The organism is Caballeronia sp. GAFFF1, from assembly GCF_023630705.1.
GTDB lineage: Bacteria > Pseudomonadota > Gammaproteobacteria > Burkholderiales > Burkholderiaceae > Caballeronia.
Map to the genome: position 1 here is coordinate 310,373 of NZ_JALQEM010000028.1, position 18,948 is coordinate 329,320.

The window sequence follows — 18,948 nt, forward strand, 5'->3', positions numbered from 1 at the left end:
GCAACGTGTTCCGGATACAACGCAGCGCGCCCGGCCGTCCACGGGGACGGCGAACGGCGCGCAAGTCAGACGGAGGCGGTCGATGGCAACAGTCGCAAAGGTTCTGAGCTCGAAACCCGAACAGACGGTCTATACGATCGCGGACACGGCGCCGGTCTTCGACGCGATCAAGCTGATGGCCGACAAGCACATCGGCGCGGTGATCGTCACGCGCGGCGATGAGATCGTCGGCATCATGACCGAGCGCGACTATGCGCGCAAAGTCGTGCTCATGGACCGCTCGTCGAAGGACACGCCGGTGCGCGACATCATGACTTCGCACGTGCGCTACGTGCGGCCCGACCAGACCACCGACGATTGCATGGCGCTCATGACCGACAAGCGCATGCGCCATTTGCCGGTGATCGACAACGGCAAGCTCGTCGGCATGATCTCGATCGGCGATCTGGTCAAGAACATCATCTCCGAGCAGCAGTTCACCATTCAGCAACTCGAGTACTACATTCGGGGCGAACACACGTAAGCGTCCCGCAGTAGACGTCACCCCGGCGCGCTCCCGTTGTAAGGCTTTCGTTATAATCGGCACGCTCGCCGGCCGCTCCTTGCGGTTCGGCGCACGCACTTATGCGACGAACCGCAAGGAGCGCAGCCGATGACCGTGTCCGCACCTTTGGCCGATGCGTCGGCCGCCGCCCGCGCGCTCGCGCCCGACGCGCCGTTTTTCATCGTGATGAACGCCGGTTCCGGGCGAAAGCAGGCGGACGAAACACGCGCGGCGTTGGCACGCGAGTTCGGCGCGGCGGGGCGGCGCTTCGATCTGCGCGTGGTCGATAAGCCCCGGAGTCTCGCCGCCGCCGCGCGCGAAGCCGCCGAGCAGGCCCGCGAACAACGCGGCGTGCTCGTCGGCGCGGGCGGCGACGGCACGCTCTGCACCGTTGCCGAAGCGGCTTTGAAAGCGGACGTGCCGTTCGGCGTGCTGCCGCGCGGCACCTTCAACTACTTCAGCCGGGACCACGGCATTCCCGCCGATCTGGACGCATCGACGAAACTGCTGCTCGACGCGCGCGCGTATCCGGTGCAGGTCGGCTACGTGAACGACCGCATGTTCATCGTCAACGCGAGCCTCGGGCTGTATCCGACGCTGCTCGAAGACCGCGAAGCCTATAAGCGGCAATTCGGCCGGAGCCGGCTCGTTGCGCTGTGGTCGGCGCTTTTCACGCTGTTGCGGCGGCATCGTCATTTGAGGCTGCATATCGAGCATGAGGGACGCACGCGCGAATTGCGTTCGTCGACGCTCTTCGTCGGCAACAACCGGCTCCAGCTCGAACAAATCGGCATGGCCGAGGCTCGCGCAGTGGAACAGGGCTTGCTCGTTGCGATTGCGCCGCGTCCGATCGGGCGGCTCGCGCATCTGCTGCTGTCCCTGCGTGGCGCGGCGGGACGTCTCGCCGATTCCGACCACGTCGAGAGCTTCACCTTCGACCGAATCACGGTGACGCGGCCGTCGCGTGGCATGCGTTCGACGGGCAGACGCCGCACGAAGGTGGCGACCGACGGCGAGATCGCGTGGCTCGACATGCCGCTCGAATTCCGCGTGTCCGAACGGCCGCTGCTGTTGCTCAAGCCCGAGCCCGCCGTGGCCGAAGCCAATCGCTCATGACCGTATTGCTGCATATCTCCGATCCGCATTTCGGCACCGAGCGGCCCAAAGTCGTCGCGGCGCTGTTGCGTCTCGCCGAAGCGGTGCTGCCCGATGTCGTGATTCTGTCGGGCGATATCACGCAGCGGGCGCGCCGCTATCAGTTCGACGAGGCGCGTGCCTTCATGAATACGTTCGGCGCGACGCCCGCCGTGATCGTGCCGGGCAATCACGATATTCCGCTCTATGACGTGCTCACGCGGCTCGTGCGCCCGTACGCGAACCATCAACGCGCGTTCGGCGCGGAACTGGAGCCGTCGTTCGAATCGCGCGATGTGCTCGTGCTCGGCGTCAACACGACGCGGCCGTATCGCCACAAGGACGGCGAAGTGTCGATGCCGCAAATCCGGCGCGTCGCTGCGCGGCTGGAGGCGGCGAGCGCGGCGCAGTTGCGCGTCGTGGTCACGCATCAGCCGGTGGCGGTCTCGCGCGCGAGCGACGAGACGAATCTGCTGCACGGGCGCGAGCGCGCGGTGCCGCGCTGGGCGCGGGCGGGCGCTGACCTGATTCTCGGCGGACACATCCATCTGCCATACGTGCTGCCGCTGCACGACACGTTCGCCGACCTGCCGCGCCGCATGTGGGCGGTGCAGGCGGGCACGGCGCTGTCGTCGCGCACGCGGGCCGCCGTCGGCAATTCCGTCAACGTGATCCGCTACGCGTGCAACGCGGCCGGACGGCGCGCGCGCGTGGAACGCTGGGATTATGCAGAGCCGAGCGGCCGCTTCGAACAGCTCGCGTGTCATGATCTCGCGCTCGACGGTGCGCCGCAGGCTGCGGCGCTGACATCGGCCGAATGAAGCCCGCGCATGAAAGAATAGACGCCCGACAGGAGACGCCATGAGTTTCGAACTGACGATGCTGGCCTGGACGCTCGTGCTCGCGCTGGTGCAAGTGCTGCTGCCGGCGCTCTTGCGCAACCGCGAAACCGGCATCCGATACAACACCGGCCCGCGCGACGGCCCCGCGCCGCCGCCGGCCAAGCTCACCGCGCGTCTGATGCGCGCGCAGTCGAATCTCTTCGAGACGCTGCCGGTCTTCGCGGTGGCCGTGCTGATCGTCCACGTGACCGGGCGCGAGAACCCGCTCACGCATTACGGCGCACTGGCTTACTTCGTCGCGCGGGTGGTCTATGTGCCGCTGTACGCTGCGGGCGTGCCGTTTTTGCGCTCGCTCGCGTGGCTGGTTTCCGTGGTGGGCATCATTCAGATCCTCGTTCCCATTATTTAGAGAGAAGTGCTCATGAGCGATTCACCGTCGGTGGTGGAAATCGAAACTGCGCCGAATCCCGAATTCGCCGTCATTCTGATGCACGGCCTCGGCGCCGACGCGAACGACTTCGTGCCGCTCGTGCCCGAACTGCGCCTCGCGGATGCGCCCGCCGTGCGCTTTGTCTTCCCGAACGCGCCGGAGATTCCGGTCACGGCGAACAACGGCTACGTGATGCGCGCGTGGTACGACATCCTGTCGTTCGAGGGCATCAACCGGAAGGTGGATGAAGCGGGCATCGAAGCGTCGGTCGAGCGCGTGCGGGAGCTGATCGCCGGGCAGAACGCGCGCGGCATTCCGACCGAGCGCATCTTCATCGCCGGCTTTTCGCAGGGCGGCGCGATGACGTATCACGCCGGTCTCACGCATCCGGAAAAGCTCGCGGGCCTGATCGTGCTGTCGGGCTATATTCCGTCGCCAGGTCTGATCGACGCCTCGATCAGCGAAGCGAACCGCGCCGCGCCGGTGTTCGCCGCGCACGGCAGCTTCGACGACGTGCTCGACGTGCGGCTCGGCGAGGAAGCGTGCGAGTTCGCGCGCGGCCACGGTTGCGCCGTGGACTGGCACGCGTACCCGATGGCGCATACGGTCTGCATGGAAGAAGTCGAAGCGCTGCGGGCGTGGTTCGCGGCGCGGCTCACCGGCCGTTGAACGCGTTCGCCTCGATCATCGACACCATGCCGCGACGCAGTTCGGCCGGGCTCACGGGCTTGCTCAGCACGTCGTGGTCGCAGGCGAGCGGCACGATGGTCGCCGCCGGCTCGCCTGTCACGACGAGGCAAGGGCACGCGCGCCCAAGCTTGCGCGCGCCGAGCATCGCCACTTCGCGGGCGGTTTTCGCATCGCCTAAGCGGTAGTCGGTGATGATGAGATCGGGAAAGCGTTCGATGGTGGCAAGCATCGCTTCGTATTCTTCGAAGGTCGCGGCCGAGTCGTAGAGCACGCCCCACTGCGAGAGCAGCGCCTCGGTGGAGGCGCGGACGAGGCCGTCGTCTTCCACGAGCAGCACATAGCGCCCGTCCAGCTGCGCAGCTTCCGCGGCCTCGGAGCGCGCCGGCGCGCGCGCGGACGGCTGATCGGGAGACGGCCCGCACAGTGGAATATCCACCGAGAAGCGCGAGCCGCGTCCTTCGGCGGACTTTAGCTCGATGCGATGTTCGTCGAGCATCGAAATCACCGCATTCACGATCGACAGGCCGAGCCCCAGCCCCTTGTCGCGATCCTGCTCCGGATTATCGACCTGAAAGAACGGCTGAAAAATGGCGTCGAAGTAGTCGGCCGGTATGCCGATGCCGTTGTCGAGCACGTCGATACGCGCGCGCGTCGGCGAGCGCACCACGCCGACGATCACCGTCGGCTTCGCGCGCTTGGCGGTATCCGCGTACTTGATGCCGTTCGACACCAGATTCGCCACCGCGCGGCCGAGCCAGTGCGCGTCGCTGCGCACGCATACGACATCGTCTTTCGGCAGGCGCAGGCGCAAGTCCACGCCACGGCTGCGGGCGAACGGGCGCAACTGCTCGGCGGCTTCCTCGACGATCTCGCGGACATCGAAGACGTGATAGCGCGGCACGACGCGCCCCGATTCGAGCCGCGACAAGTCCAGCACGGCGTTCAGAAGGCGCGCGAGAATCACAGACGAGCGCCCGCATTCGTTGATGAGCCGCTCCGCCTGATCGAATTCCTCGTTGCGAATGGCTTCGGCGGCCGCTTGCAGAAAGAGATTGAGCGCGTGCATCGGCTGCCGCAGGTCGTGCGTCGCGGCGGCGAGGAAGTTGGATTTCTCGCGGCTCGCCGTCTGCGCGGCGATCATCTGCTGTTCGCGCAGCGCGAGCAGCGCGTTGGTCTTCGTCTCCTGATCCTTCTTCGCGATTTCAAGTTCGCGGTTCTTGCGTTCCAGCGAACCGTTCGCGCCGCGCAGTTCGTCGTTGAGCGAGGCCAGCGCGCGCTCGGCCAGATAGCGTTCCCGCGACACGCGCTCGGCGTGCGCGCAGACGCCGTGCCCGACCACCACGACGTTGAACATATAGAAGAGCCCGGCGAAGAAATCTTCCGCGTTGAGCAGCCCGACCGTGATCTGCATGAAGACGACGGAGGCCATCGTGATGACGCCGACGATCAGCGCGGCGCGCGAACGCAGATAGAAAAAGCTGAACTGAAAGAAGAGCGCGAGGTACAGGCCGATGAAGTATTGCGTGTAGTTGTACGGCGCGGGCGTGATCGCCACCATCGTCAGGATGAGGCACAGCAGGCCGTAAATGCCGGTGAGGATGACGCGGTGCGCCGTCGCGTGCGAGCGAAACGACGGCCGCAGCACCAGAAAGCCGACGCAGATCAGGAGCGCGACGCCGGCGAAGCGCAGCGCCAGAATGTCGGCGAGCCGCACGTTGAGCGCCTTGTTGCCGCGCACGAAGCTGAAATCCCACCACAGAAAGCATGTCCAGATGACGAGCGCGAGCAGCGCCGACGCGCGCCGGAACGCGCAGAACCGCTGGCTGTGGTCTTCGAGAAACTGCGCTTCGAGCGCGGCGTCGGAGAACGGCGCCGGGATCGACAGGTTGCGCACGAGACTCGCGCCGGCTTCGCGGGCGGCGGCGGTCAGGATTCCTTCAGCGCGCACGGAGGCGGCGCGTGGCGGGACGGCCATCGTCGGGATCTCGAAAGAGCGGTGCAAGGGAGGTTAACTACTTTAGATGAACGCTGCCATGTGGCAACGCCTTTTTTGCGGGCACATCCGCTGCGTGCGGCAAAAACTGCGGTCTCGGAGATCGGGCGGCGCAGGCTCTAAGCGGACCTCAGAAAGCCGAACGGCGAGCGGACCGATTGCTATGGCTTGCCGCTCGCCGCTTCGAAGGACAGCCGTGACCGATCCCCGCGCGGTCGAGCGCGGTACCAGCCGGCCACTTACGACTTCGGTTTCGCTTTCGTGGTGCGCTTGCCGACGCTCATTTCCTTCGCGCCGGCGGTCTTCGCGGTGGACGCCTTGGTGCCGGCGGTTTTCTTGCGGCTCGACATTTCCGTGTCGGCGGGATGGCTCGCTTGAGCCTTACGCGGGGATGGCATGGTGGACCTCCTTCAGTGAGTGTCGAAGCGACACACTGATAACCTTAGGACGCGTGCAGCCGCTATTCAAGCGATCACGAGTCCGGGCGCGAAAACGCTTCTGAGAGCGAAGCAATTAAATGCCCGGCGCGCGAGCCGTTCAGCCGATCAGCTTGAGCCCCGCCGGCAAGGTCTCGCCGAACACGCGGCCTTCGTCGGCGCGATCGAGCGCGACGGTCTCGCTCACCATCGCGATCCACGATTGCGCGGCGCCTAGCGTCGTGAGCCGTTCGATGACGGCGGCGCGCACGTCGTCCGCGACATCGCGCGAGCGGTCGCCGGTCATGCGCGCGATCTGCACCGCCGCGAATGCCGCAGGCTCGACCTTTTTCCAGTCGAGCGCGAGGATCGCATGGAGCCAGCGCGCGGCGACCTCCGGCGGCACGACGCCATGCGCGCTGCCATAGAACGGCTGCCGCGCGCCGATGCGCCCGACCGCCCACCAGCTTTGCAGATTCTCCGAAGGCTTCTTCAGGCGCGTGAGCAGCCACTCGCCGACCTCGATCTTGCGCTCGACCGGCACGCGTTCGAGCGATGCCGCGAGCCGCACCATGTCCTCGTAGCCCGCGCGGGCCGCGCCCGCCGCGCGTCGATAACGGCTCGTGCCGGGCGGCTGGAGCACGAAGGCCATGTCGTCGAGCAGGCGCAATTGCGCGGCTTCATCGAGCCCGCCCGCCGCGCGCCGCCAGAGCGTCCACCATTCCGACCAGATCTGGTTTTCGTTGACGTACTGAATGCCCTGATCGAAGAGCGTCCACAACTGCTCGACGCGCCATTCGTCGAGCGGATGCCCGAAGCCGGGACGCACCGCGTAGCCCGCGAGGTTCAGCCACAGGCGTTCGTGGTCCGCGCTGCGCCGACGCTTCTTCGCGCGGTCCCAGAGCGCGCCGAACAATTCGCGCAGGAGCGCGATGTCCCATGTGTCACGCGGGCCGAGCGCCTGCTCGAGCTGGGCGCGCAGCCGCTTCACTTCCTTCGGGGCGACGTCCTGCGCGCGCGTGCCGAAGGTGCGGTCGATCAGTTCGATGGCTTTCGGCAGCGCCGGATGCGTCTCTCCGACGGCGGCCTCGCCCTTCGGTTCTTCGCGGCGCAGCTGGAATTCGAGCAGCCAGCGTTGCGCGGGATCGTCGGTGGCGATGCAGTGCATCTCCAGCGTGCCGACTTCCGTGAGCGATGTCGTGAGCTGCACAGGCGTCTCGCTGGGCTTGCCGGCGCTCGCGTGGCCGCGCGGATCGACGACCGTCGCGATCGGCGGCAGGCGCACGAAGTCGCCGGCCGAGGCGCTGACATCGGCGATTTCGCCTGCCCGGTACGCGGTATCCGCCACTGACGAGACGAGGTGAAAGCGCACGGGCGCGCCGAGTCGTAGCGCGAAGGTGCGATCGGCGAGATGGATCGCCAGGCCTTCTTCTGTGCCGCGCGGAAGCACGCAGACGCCGCGCGACGCGTCGCCGTCTTCGTCCAGCAGCAGAAAGTAGCTGCGCGCCGAGCCACCGCCGATCTTCGGCGCATGGCCCGCGCGCGCGAGCGCATAGGCGACCGCGCCGCGCGCGACGGCCACGTCGGGATCGTCGTTGGCGAGCACGTGCACCGGCTCGCCGCGCCAGTGACCGAGCGTATCAGCGACGCGTCGCGCGAGCGGGGCGGCGCGAAAGACGCCGCCGTTCAGAAGCAGCGTGTCGGGAACGGGCAGCGCGTCATCGGCTTTCGAAGCTTCGCGCAACGCTTCGCGCGAAGGCGTCGCATGTTGCGCGAGGAACGCCGCGACGTGTCGCGTGATCGCCGGATCGCTCGCATAAGGCAGCCCGAATTCCACGATGCCGGCGCGCGTGCGGCCCGGCCGCTCGTTCTCCGACACCAGCGGAAAGAAGCCCTCGACGATGATCCGTTCGATCTCTTCGCGCGTCACCTCCGCCGATCGCGCGCCGCCGATCAGTTTCGATCCCGCGCCGAGCAGCGTGATCGACGCCGACGCGGGCGCGTTTTCGCCGAGCAACTGCTCCTTGGCGGCGCGGCACCGCTCGACCAGCTGCGACAGCCGCGCGGCCGACAGCCGTCCGTCGCCGCCCGCGAGCTGCTTCTCGACGAGATGCGCGAGCGCGAGGTCCATGTTGTCGCCGCCGAGCATCAGGTGATTGCCGACGCCGATGCGCGTAAGACGCGGCTCTTCGCCGTCGCCGGCTTCGACCTGAATGAGCGTGAGATCGGTCGTGCCGCCGCCGACGTCGCAGATCAGCACGAGACGCGTCTTCGCGAGTTCGTCGCCAAGTGTTTCGCGGTGGTGAAAGAGCCAGTCGTAGAACGCGGCCTGCGGTTCTTCGAGAAGCCGCAGCGCGTGAAGCCCGGCCATGCGCGCTGCTTCAACGGTGAGGGCGCGCGCGCCTTCATCGAAGGAAGCGGGCACGGTCAGCACGATGTCCTGCGCTTCGAGCGGCGCGTCGGGAAACTGCTGATTCCACGCGGCGCGCACGTGCGCGAGATAGCTCGCGCTCGCGGCGACGGGCGAAACCTTGGCGACATCGTCGCTCGCGCCCCACGGCAGGATCGGCGCGACGCGATCCACCGATGCATGCGAAAGCCAGCTCTTCGCGCTCGACACGAGCCGCCCCGGCACCTGCGCGCCGAGATGGCGAGCGAGGCGGCCGACGACCGCAGGCGGCTCGGTCGCGAAAGCCGGCGGCCAGGGCAATTGCACGTCGCCCGGCGCGAGCTCGCCCGGCGCGGGGTGATACCGCAGCGACGGCAGCAGCGGCTGCGCGGCGACTTCGCCGGGACCGACCAGCTGCTCGACGGGGAACACGCGAATATCGTTCGAACCGGCCTCGGCATAGGCGACGACGGTATTGCTCGTCCCCAGGTCGATGCCGACGCGATACCGCGCGCCCGACGCCGCCGACGGCTTCTTCTTGCGCGCCGACACTTACAGGCCCGCGCCGTGATCCGCGTTTGCGCTGCCGCGGACGTCGAACTCGACCTTCCAGCGTTCCTGCGACCCGCGCGGGACCGCTTCGAGTTCCAGCGTGCCGGCTTCGGTCACGCGCGCGTGCAGCTTGACCGGCACCACCTCGCCCGGCGTGCGTCCTTCGGACGGCAGCGATGCTTCGATTTCCTCCAGTTCCTGCAATTCGTCCGGCTGCCAGTAATCGAGCAGCGTGCCGACCTGATCCTGTCTGCGCACCGACGAGCCGAAGAAGCGGAAATGCACCGGCTCGCCGACGACGAGCCCGAACTCTTGCGCCGGCAATGCCGCGTCGGTGCCTTCCTCCATGCCGAACGGCGCGACGCAGAGCGCGGACACGGGCGGCTCGAGCCCAGGCACGGCCGGCATGGCCGATTCGACCGCCACGTAATACGCCCGCGCCGTGCCGCCGCGAATGCGCACGCCCTTGCCACGCCGCACGTAGCCGTAATACGCCGCGCCACGCGCCACGGCGAGGTCCAGGTCCGCGCCTTCGAGCAGCCGCGCGGGCGGCGCGTTCTCGGCGGCGAGCCACGCGTTGAGCGTCGTCATGACGCGTTCGACGAGCAAGTGCGACTTGAACACGCCGCCGTTGAACAGCACGGCGGTGGGGTGCAAGAGCGTCGCGCCGGGCGGCACTTCGCGCTGGATGCCCTCGACTTCGGCGAGCGCGTTCACTTGCCGGCCGAGGAACGCGGCCAGATGGCGCGTGACGGCCGCATCCTGCGCATACGGCAGCCCGAGTTTCGTGAGACCGACGCGGGCGCGTGTCACCGGGCGGGCGGACGCATCCACTTGCGGGAAAAAGCCTTCGAGCAAAATCTGCGTGAGCTCGGCGCGCGTGAGTTCGGTGCGCAGCGATCCGCCGATGAGCTTCGAGCCGCGGCTCGGCACGACGAGCGGCACCGTGTCGGTATTCGGATCGGAAAGCAGCGTTTCCTTTGCCGACCGGCACGCGTAGGTCAGCGCGCGCAACTGCCACGGATCGGGCTGCGTGCCTTGAGTGGCGAGCTTGCGGGCGACGACGTGCGCGAGCGCCAGGTCCATGTTGTCGCCGCCGAGCAGAATGTGCTCGCCGACCGCCACGCGATGCAGTTCGAGATTGCCTTCGCGCTCGACCACCGCGATCAGCGACAAGTCGGTCGTGCCGCCGCCGACATCGACGACGAGAATCACGTCGCCCACCTTGACCTGCTTGCGCCAGCCGCCGCCCGACTTCTGGATCCAGCTATAGAGCGCCGCCTGCGGTTCTTCGAGCAGCGTCATGCGCGCGTAGCCGGCGGCCGCGGCCGCTTCGGCCGTGAGCTCGCGGGCGGCGGGATCGAAAGAGGCGGGGATCGTCACCGTGACGTCCTGCTGATCGAACGGCGCGTCCGGATGCGCGTGGTTCCACGCCTCGCGCAGATGCGTCAGATAGCGCACCGAGCTTTCCAGCGGCGACACGCGCTCGACTTCCTCGGGCGCGTCGGCCGGGAGGATCGCGGCGCGCCGGTCCACGCCGGGGTGGCATAGCCAGCTTTTCGCGCTCGACACGAGCCGAATGGGCGTGCCCGCGCCGCGGCTGCGCGCCAGTTCGCCGACGATGAAGGGCCGGTCCTGCGTCCACGGCAGCGTCAGGTCGCCGGGCGCGAGTTCGTTCGGATGCGGCAAGTAGAGGAACGACGGCAGCAGATCGCGCTCCTCGGCGGCGCCGGGCGCGGTCAACTGGGCGATGGACAGCACGCCCTGCGCGGTCTTTTCGCCGTCGCTCGCGGACAAATCCACGTACGACAGCGCGCAATGCGTCGTGCCGAGATCGACGCCGATCGAATAGCGCGGCGTGTTTTGCTGGTCGAAGTCGCTCATAGCTCCACCTCCGCCGGGGCGACGATGCTCGCGTCATGCGTCTCGGCGAGCTTCGGCAGGCGCGTTGCCTCGACCTTCCATCCGCGATGGCTGATGCTGCCGTTGAACGGCGGCTTGCCGACGACGTTGCCCGTGAGACGCACGGCGCTTGCGTCGAAGCCGTCTTGCAGCGTGATGCGGCTGCCTTCCGCTTCGCTGCGCACCGGCTTGATGGTGAAGTGCTCGCGTAGCACGGCGCGGCAGCCGTCGTGCACGAGGCGCGCGGCCGCGCCGATGTCGGCGTCGCTGTAATTGGCGATGTCTTCCTCGACGAAATCGATGAAGCGCGCGTCGCGCTGGAGCAGGCCCAGCAACTGGAGCGCGGCGACCGGGCTCGCTTCCTTCAAGGGCGAGGGCGCGGGCGTTGCCGGGGCAACGGGCGCTACGGGCGCTGCGGCGGGCGCGGGCGTCTTGATGGGCGCTTCGGGCGCGTCGGGCGCTTCGCGCAGACGCTGCACGCGGCCGGCGAACGCGCTGTTGCCGAGAATGCCGAAAAAGGTGCCAAAAGCGATGGACAGCCGGCCGAAAAAGGACGGATTCATGTCGGTCATGGATGATGCTCCTGTAGGCCGCGTTCGAGGACGACCTCATCCTCGGGCGGCGCGGGTGGCCGAGTTCGGTGGCTGACCGGCCACAAAGGGCCGGTTGCCGTGGATGCTGCGTCGGCGCGAGATGCATCGCGCGCCGGTGAGACGAGAGCAGGAAACGCCGGGGCGTTCGTGCCTCATCCCGTTATTGTCCATGAAGTTGCGGATCACGCGGGAAAACATCCTCGCGGGCGGGTTTGGGCTGGCCGCTCGCCGGGGGCGTCGCGCGTGGCGGCGGCGCTCATTCTCGGGATTTGCGGGGGTAAGTCAAGGCGGGGCGAGGCGGGGTGCGGGTTGGTGCGGGGGGCACGCATCGCCCGACGCGGCTCCGCACACCGATTCTTGCTGAATGCGCTATCTCCGGCGTGATCGGCGCGGCTTCAGGCTCTCACATCAAACCCACGCACATACGCCACCGCATCGCGGCCATCCCACACGCGGCCGTCGCAGAGGGTCGCGGCTTGCCCTTCCGCAGGAATCGGCACGCCCGAAGCGCCCGCCGCCTCGCGGTACAGAGCGGTCTGGTTCACGGCGGCGGCAACGGCCGCGTCGTCGCCCTCGTCGGTGAGCATGCCCCATCGACGGTACTGCGTGATGAACCACAAGCCCTCGGAGGCGCGCGGATAGTTGACCGCGCCTTCATCGAAAAAGCGCACCGGCGCGATGCCGCGCGGCGAGCCGAGCCGTGCAGCGATCAGTTCGCGCGGCACGCTCAGCAAGTCGGACGAAGCCAACGCTCGCGTAATCTCCGCGCGGTGCTCGGGTCGGTCAACCCACGCGCACGCGTCGAGCATCGTGCGCACCAGCGCGCGCGCGGTATTCGGGTAAAGCGCGACGAAATCGCGCCGGCAGGCGAGCACCTTCTCCGGATGATCCGGCCATATCTCGCTCGTATGGACGACCGTGCGTCCCGCGCCGCGCGCTTCGGCGACACCGTGCCACGGCTCGCCCGCGCAGAAGCCGTCGAGCGTGCCTTCGGCGAGCGCCTCGGCCATGCGCGGCGGCGGAATCACCACGCTGCGCACGTCGCGCAGCGGATGCACGCCATTTGCCGCCAGCCAGTAGTAGAGCCACATGGCATGCGTGCCGGTCGGGAACGTCTGCGCGATAACCGGCACGCGATCGAGCGATGCCAGCGCGTCCTTCACGCTTGCACCTTCGCGGATCGCGTCGGCAATCGGATTCGACAGCGTGATCGCCTGCCCGTTGCGATTGAGCACCATGAGCACGGCCATGTCGGCTTGCGGCCCGCCGATGCCGAGCTGCACGCCATAGACGAGCCCGTAGAGCGCGTGCGCCGCGTCGAGTTCGCCCGACAGAAGCTTGTCGCGCACGACGGCCCACGACGGCTGCCGGCACAACTCGATTTCGATGCCGTGGCGCTGTCCCATCTCGCGCAGCGCGGCGGCGGCGAGCGGCGCGGCGTCGCTGAGCGCGACGAAGCCGAGCCGCAGATGCGTGCGTTCGGGCGCGTGCGTGGCAGATGAAGCGGATTTGGGCGAATTCATGACTTGATTGGGAGTACTGTCTAACCGAGCAGGTCGGCCACGGAAAGAAGCTGACGGGCGATTTCCGCGACTTTCATGCCCTGATCCATCGCGCGTTTGCGCAGCGTGGCATAAGCGTCGTTTTCCGACATGCCGCGCCGTTCCATCAGCAAGCGCTTTGCGCGGTCGATGAGCTTGCGTTGCGCGAGTTCGTTCTCGACTTGTTCCAGCCGCAGCCGCAGTCGCGCCTCGTGAGCGAAGCGCGCGAGCGCGACTTCGATGATCGGCGCGAGCCGCTCCGGCGCGAGGCCCTCGACCGAATAGGCTGTCACGCCCGCGCCGACGGCCGCGCGGATGAACTGCTGGTTCGCGTCGTTGCTGAACATCAGCACGGGGCGCGGCGCGGCCTGGTTCATCACCGCGAGCTGTTCGAGCGTGTCGCGCGAAGGGGAGTCTGTGTCGATGATGACGACATCCGGCTTCTGGCTCTCGACGGCCGCATGCAGCATGGCAGGCGCGGCGACCTCGGCGAGCATCTCATAGCCCATGCGGGCGAGCTGATCGCGAAGATCGCCGATGGGCTTGGCTGTGTCGGTGACGAGTAGGACGCGAAGCATCTGTTGAACGGAAAGCGGTGTTCGGGGTATCGGTGGATTCGACTCTAACGCACGGCGCCACGAACGAAAACCTGGCCGAATGGCATAGGCCGCATGACGGCGTCGCTCAGGCCGCGTGAGCGAAACCGGGCTCGCGGCGCGCCGCAAACTCGACCGCTTCGCCGATCGCTCCGCCCACGAAGATCACTGCCGGGCTGCCAAGCCCGGCTGCGGCAGCATCGCTGGCAAGGCGATCGAGCGTGGTCACGAGCCGCTGCTCATGCGCCGAGCCCGCGTGCTGCACGACCGCCGCCGGCGTGCCGGCGGGCAGCGCGTCGAGCAGCGTCGCCGCGATGCTCGCAATGCGGCTCATCCCCATGTAGATGGCGAGCGTCATGCCGGTGGCCGCAAGCGCGCGCCAGTCCGGCTCGCCGTGGTCCTGCATGTGCGCGGTCACGAAGGTCACGCCCTGGCAATGGTCGCGATGCGTGAGCGACACGCCGAGACTCGCCGCCGCCGCAAAGCCCGACGACACCCCGTTCACGATGTCCACCGGAATGCCCGCGCCGCGCAGCGCGGTCAACTCCTCGCCTGCGCGACCGAACAACAGCGCGTCGCCGCCCTTCACGCGCACCACGTGCAGGCCCTTCTTCGCGTAACGCTGCATGAGGCGCTCGATGAACGCCTGAGGCGTGGACTTGCAGCCGCCGCGTTTTCCCACGCGAATCACGCGAGCGCGCGGCGCCAGCGTGACGATGTCCTGATTCGCGAGGTCGTCGAGCAGAAGTATGTCCGCTGCGGCGAGCACGTTGGCGGCGCGGATGGTCAGCAGATCGAGGTCGCCCGGGCCTGCGCTCAGCAGCGTCACTTTGCCTGGGTTCTTCGCGGGAGTGGTGCTCATATTCGGTCCTGTATCGCATGTTGCTGGAATCGGCGCGGCGAACGCGGAAAGCGTCCGCTCGTGTCGGGCACGAGGGACGCCGTTGTCCGTGGTTCGCAGTCGGTGCGTTCGATCCGTCAATACTCATGCGCCAACGGCGCCGTTGCCGTGGCGTTCTTTCCAATGCAATAAGCGGGCCATTTTCTGTGTGGATGCCATCCGCCATGAAGAAGTCGCGTGAACAGTGGAGATCAGCGTGCGCTAACCGGTGCGTACACACGAAGCAGCGAATCGCCCTTCGCACGCGATGAGTGCTGCGTCGCACCATCGCTGTGCCGGCGTGCATCCGAATGCGACGCGCGATGGATGCACGCAACGAGTGCGCCTTGCGCTCACAGCCTTATGCCGCAAGCGAGAGCGGACGATGCCACGCGCATGGCATAGCCCTTGCCTTTAGTCTCGCCATCGGATCAACGGCGATCCGTCCTGAACATAGCGCCCGGCGAATTGAAGCCAAGTGGGCACGGACAACGGCGTCCCCTGCATCTGGCCATCGGCCGGATGCGCGGGACGCCTTTCTTTTTGCGGAAAGACGATGGATAAAGCCACCCGGATCGATCTCTTCAGCTTGCGCACGGCGCCGATGCGCGCCTTCCATCTCACGTGGATGGCGTTCTTTGTGTGCTTCTTCGCGTGGTTCGCGTGCGCGCCGCTCATGCCGCTCATCAAGCATGAATACGGACTCAACGCGGACCAGATCGCCAACATCAACATCGCAGCGGTCGCGGTGACGATTCTCGTGCGGCTCGTGGTCGGCCCGATGTGCGACCGCTTCGGCCCGCGCAAGGTGTATAGCGCGCTGTTGCTTGTCGGCGCGGTGCCGGTCATCGGCGCGGCGCTTTCCACGGGATACGACAGCTTTCTGTGGTGCCGTCTCGCGATCGGCGCGATCGGCGCGAGCTTCGTCATCACGCAGTACCACACGTCGGTGATGTTCGCGCCGAACGTCGTGGGCACGGCCAACGCGACGACCGCGGGCTGGGGCAACGCAGGCGCGGGCGCGGCGCAAGCCGTCGTGCCCTTGCTCGTGGCGGCGGCGATTGCATTGGGCGCAGGCGAAGCCTCGGCATGGCGTATCGCGCTGATCGTGCCGGGCCTGGCGATGCCTGTGATGGCCTTCTTCTACTGGCGCTATACGCAGGACTGCCCGCAAGGCGACTTCGCGCAATTGCGTCGCGCCGGCATCGCCATCGACGGCGGCAAGAAGGGCGGCTGGCAGAGCTTTCTCACCGCCTGCGCGAACTATCGCGTATGGATGCTCTTCGTGACGTATGGCGCGTGCTTCGGCGTCGAGGTGTTCATCCACAACATCGCGGCGGTCTATTACGTCGATCACTTCGGGTTGTCGCTCGGTCAGGCAGGCATGGCGGCGGGCAGCTTCGGTTTGCTCGCACTGTTCGCCCGCGCCCTCGGCGGCTGGCTCTCGGATAAAGCCGCCGCGCGGCGCGGCCTCGACATACGCGCGACGCTGCTCTTCGTGCTGATCGCGGGCGAGGGCGTCGGTCTCTATGCGTTCGCTCACGCGGACAGCATCGCGCTCGCCGTCATCGCAATGATCGCGTTCGGTCTCTTCACGCACATGGCATGCGGCGCCACGTATGCGCTCGTGCCGTTCATCGACCGCAAGGCGCTCGGCGGCGTGGCCGGCGTGATCGGCGCGGGCGGCAATGCGGGCGCGGTGGCTGCGGGCTTTCTGATGAAGGGCGTCGGCAATGTGCAGCAGACGCTCTCGCTGCTCGGCGTGCTGGTCGCGGGCTCCGCGCTGTGCGCCATCGCCGTGCGCTTCTCTCCCGAACACAAGGCCCGCGAAGCCGCGCTGCGCGAAAGCGCGCTCGCAGTCAATAACGGCGTTGCCCACTGAGGAAAGGTCACTGTCATGAAGATCATTGTCATCGGCCACGGGATGGTCGGCCACAAATTCCTCGAATGCCTCGCTGAAAGCGCCAATGAAGCACTGCATGTCACGGTGCTGTGCGAAGAACCGCGCGCAGCGTACGACCGCGTGCATCTGTCGGAGTTTTTCGCGGGCAAGTCGGCGGACGACCTCTCGCTCGTCGAAGCGGGCTTCTTCGAGCGTTCCGGTTACGCGCTGAAGCTGAATGCGAGAGCCGTCGCCATCGACCGCGCGGCGCGCACCGTCACGACATCGACCGGTGAGACGCTCGGCTACGACAAGCTCGTCCTGGCGACCGGATCGTATCCATTCGTCCCGCCGGTAGAAGGTAAGGAGCGCGAAGGATGTTTCGTCTATCGCACGATCGAAGACCTGCAAGCGATGCAGGCGTTCGGCGCGCGTGCGAAGACGGGCACGGTGGTGGGCGGCGGTTTGCTCGGGCTCGAAGCCGCGAAGGCGCTGCGTGACATGGGGCTTCAAACGCACGTCGTCGAATTCGCGCCGCGCCTGATGGCCGTGCAAGTGGACGAGGGCGGCGGCCGCGTGCTGCGAAGCAAGATCGAGGCGCTCGGCGTGACGGTGCATACGAACCGCAATACGCTCGCCATCGTCGACGGCGAGGGTGCGGTCAACCGCATGAACTTTGCGGACGGCGCCCATCTCGACACGGACATGATCGTGTTCTCCGCAGGCATTCGTCCGCGCGACGATATCGCGCGTGCCGCAGGGCTCGAAGTGGGTCCGCGCGGCGGCATCGTGATCGACGACACCTGCCGCACAAGCGACGAGCATATCTACGCGATCGGCGAATGCGCATCGTGGAACGGCCAGGTGTTCGGCCTCGTCGCGCCGGGTTACGACATGGCGCGCATCGTCGCGAAGCAGTTGTCGGGCGAAGAGGCGTCGTTCGCGGGCGCGGACATGAGCACGAAGCTCAAGCTGATGGGCGTGGATGTGGCGAGCATTGGCGATGCACATGGCAAGACGCCGGGCAGCCGCGCTTATCAATTCAGCGATGAACGCAAGCAGGTCTACAAGAAGCTCGTCGTATCGGATTGCGGCAAGTATCTGCTCGGCGGCGTGATGGTCGGCGATGCGACCGAATACGGCACGCTCCTTCAGTTGATGCTGAACAAGATGGAACTGCCCGAAGCGCCGGAATTCCTCATTCTTCCGCAGGCAGACGGCAAGGCCAAACCGGCGCTCGGCGTCGAGGCGTTGCCGGACGCAGCGCAGATCTGCTCGTGCAACAACGTGAGCAAAGCCGAGATCTGCGCGGCGGTCTGCGCGGGCGCGACCAGCATCGGCGCATTGAAGAGCGCGTGCAAGGCGGGCGCATCGTGCGGCGGCTGCGTGCCGCTCGTCACGCAAGTGATGAAGTCGGAGATGAGCCGTCAGGGCCTGGCGGTGAACAATCACCTGTGCGAACACTTCGCTTATTCGCGGCAGGAGCTGTATCACATCGCGCGAGTCGAAGGACATCGCACGTTCGCGTCCCTGCTCGCGAAGCACGGCAAGGGGCTTGGCTGCGATATCTGCAAGCCCGTGGTCGCAAGCATTCTCGCTTCGTGCTGGAACGAATTCGTCCTGAAGAAAGAGCACGCCAGCTTGCAGGATTCGAACGATTACTACCTCGCCAACATTCAACGCGATGGCACGTATTCCGTCGTGCCGCGCATGGCCGGCGGCGAAGTCACGCCCGACGGCCTGATCGCCGTCGGTCAGATCGCGAAGAAGTACGGGCTCTACACGAAGATCACGGGCGGGCAGCGCGTCGATATGTTCGGCGCGCGCGTCGAGCAGTTGCCGCTCATCTGGGAAGAACTCATTGCGGCCGGCTTCGAGTCCGGACATGCGTACGGCAAGGCGTTGCGCACGGTGAAGTCGTGCGTCGGCTCGACGTGGTGCCGCTACGGCGTCGGCGATTCGGTCGGCCTCGCCGTGCAACTTGAAAATCGCTACAAGGGCTTGCGCACGCCGCACAAGATCAAGTTCGGCGTATCGGGCTGCACGCGCGAATGCGCCGAAGCGCAGGGCAAGGATATCGGCGTCATCGCGACCGAGAAAGGGTGGAACCTGTACGTCTGCGGCAACGGCGGCATGAAGCCGCGTCATGCGGAACTGCTCGCGTCCGATCTGGATCAGGCGACGCTCGTGCGTTACATCGATCGCTTCCTGATGTTCTACGTGCGCACCGCCGACCGCCTGCAGCGTACGAGCGTATGGCGCGACAACCTCGAAGGCGGCCTCGACTATCTGATCGATGTGGTCGTCAACGACAAGCTCGCTATCGCCGATGAACTGGAAGGCGAGATGCGACTCGTCGTGGACACGTACGAAGACGAGTGGAAGAAAGCCGTCACCGACCCTGAAACCCGCAAGCGCTTCCGTCATTTCGTGAACAGCGACAAGGGCGATGAAACCGTGACCTTCGTGGAAGAGCGCGGTCAGATCCGGCCTGCGACGCCGGATGAGCGCAAGACGAAGCGCATCGAAATTCCCGTGGTTGTCGAAACCGTCTGATCTCAGGA

Annotated in this window: 15 protein-coding genes; 7 read left to right on the plus strand and 8 right to left on the minus strand. The window is 66.8% G+C overall.

Annotated features, from left to right (window positions below):
- The first annotated feature begins 82 nt into the window (after nt 1-82).
- The 5 genes from NCR37_RS15115 (at nt 83) to NCR37_RS15135 (ending at nt 3,619) form a co-directional block, all read left to right on the plus strand.
- Complete coding sequence (locus NCR37_RS15115) at nt 83-523, plus strand: CBS domain-containing protein (RefSeq protein ID WP_175941349.1); 441 nt, start codon at nt 83-85, stop codon at nt 521-523.
- A 129-nt stretch (nt 524-652) separates the two neighbouring features.
- The gene (locus NCR37_RS15120) at nt 653-1,660 is read left to right on the plus strand and encodes a diacylglycerol/lipid kinase family protein (protein ID WP_250473678.1); all 1,008 of its coding nucleotides are present in this window, start codon (nt 653-655) and stop codon (nt 1,658-1,660) included.
- Nucleotides 1,657-2,499, plus strand: coding sequence for a metallophosphoesterase family protein (locus NCR37_RS15125; protein WP_250473679.1), 843 nt, complete (start codon nt 1,657-1,659; stop codon nt 2,497-2,499). The genes NCR37_RS15120 and NCR37_RS15125 overlap by 4 nt, the downstream gene beginning before the upstream one ends.
- Before the next feature lie 40 nt (nt 2,500-2,539).
- Nucleotides 2,540-2,929 carry an MAPEG family protein gene (locus NCR37_RS15130; RefSeq protein WP_250473680.1) on the plus strand — a complete coding sequence of 130 codons (390 nt, stop codon included), beginning with the start codon at nt 2,540-2,542 and terminating at the stop codon, nt 2,927-2,929.
- Between the two features lie 12 nt (nt 2,930-2,941).
- Nucleotides 2,942-3,619 (plus strand): alpha/beta hydrolase, encoded by a 678-nt coding sequence (locus tag NCR37_RS15135; RefSeq protein ID WP_250473681.1) that lies wholly within the window; start codon nt 2,942-2,944, stop codon nt 3,617-3,619.
- Here NCR37_RS15135 and NCR37_RS15140 read toward each other — a convergent pair.
- The 8 genes from NCR37_RS15140 to cobA form a co-directional block, all read right to left on the minus strand.
- Nucleotides 3,606-5,615 (minus strand): ATP-binding response regulator, encoded by a 2,010-nt coding sequence (locus NCR37_RS15140; RefSeq protein ID WP_250473682.1) that lies wholly within the window; start codon nt 5,613-5,615, stop codon nt 3,606-3,608. The two genes, NCR37_RS15135 and NCR37_RS15140, sit on opposite strands and share 14 nt — an antisense overlap.
- A 257-nt stretch (nt 5,616-5,872) precedes the next feature.
- The gene (locus NCR37_RS15145) at nt 5,873-6,031 is read right to left on the minus strand and encodes a hypothetical protein (protein ID WP_159834431.1); all 159 of its coding nucleotides are present in this window, start codon (nt 6,029-6,031) and stop codon (nt 5,873-5,875) included.
- Between the two features lie 139 nt (nt 6,032-6,170).
- Nucleotides 6,171-8,990, minus strand: a complete 2,820-nt coding sequence (locus NCR37_RS15150; RefSeq protein ID WP_250473683.1) for an Hsp70 family protein — start codon at nt 8,988-8,990, stop codon at nt 6,171-6,173.
- Complete coding sequence (locus NCR37_RS15155) at nt 8,991-10,874, minus strand: Hsp70 family protein (RefSeq protein WP_250473684.1); 1,884 nt, start codon at nt 10,872-10,874, stop codon at nt 8,991-8,993. It abuts the gene before it with no gap.
- The gene (locus NCR37_RS15160; RefSeq protein ID WP_250473685.1) at nt 10,871-11,464 is read right to left on the minus strand and encodes a DUF2760 domain-containing protein; all 594 of its coding nucleotides are present in this window, start codon (nt 11,462-11,464) and stop codon (nt 10,871-10,873) included. Before NCR37_RS15160 ends, NCR37_RS15155 begins: the two co-directional genes overlap by 4 nt.
- 416 nt (nt 11,465-11,880) lie before the next feature.
- A complete protein-coding gene (locus NCR37_RS15165) occupies nt 11,881-13,008 on the minus strand; it encodes a CmpA/NrtA family ABC transporter substrate-binding protein (protein WP_250473686.1) in 1,128 nt (375 codons plus the stop codon).
- 20 nt (nt 13,009-13,028) lie between these two features.
- Nucleotides 13,029-13,604, minus strand: a complete 576-nt coding sequence (locus NCR37_RS15170; protein ID WP_250473687.1) for an ANTAR domain-containing response regulator — start codon at nt 13,602-13,604, stop codon at nt 13,029-13,031.
- A gap of 106 nt (nt 13,605-13,710) precedes the next feature.
- Nucleotides 13,711-14,484: a uroporphyrinogen-III C-methyltransferase gene (gene cobA / locus NCR37_RS15175; protein ID WP_250473688.1), complete on the minus strand. Its 774-nt coding sequence runs from the start codon at nt 14,482-14,484 to the stop codon at nt 13,711-13,713.
- A 574-nt stretch (nt 14,485-15,058) separates the two neighbouring features.
- On the opposite strand from cobA, the gene NCR37_RS15180 reads away from it, so the two are divergent.
- On the plus strand, nt 15,059-16,384 hold the full coding sequence (locus tag NCR37_RS15180; RefSeq protein ID WP_250473689.1) for an MFS transporter: 1,326 nt from the start codon (nt 15,059-15,061) through the stop codon (nt 16,382-16,384).
- A gap of 15 nt (nt 16,385-16,399) precedes the next feature.
- Nucleotides 16,400-18,940: a nitrite reductase large subunit NirB gene (nirB, locus tag NCR37_RS15185; RefSeq protein WP_250473690.1), complete on the plus strand. Its 2,541-nt coding sequence runs from the start codon at nt 16,400-16,402 to the stop codon at nt 18,938-18,940.
- Nucleotides 18,941-18,948: the final 8 nt, after the last annotated feature.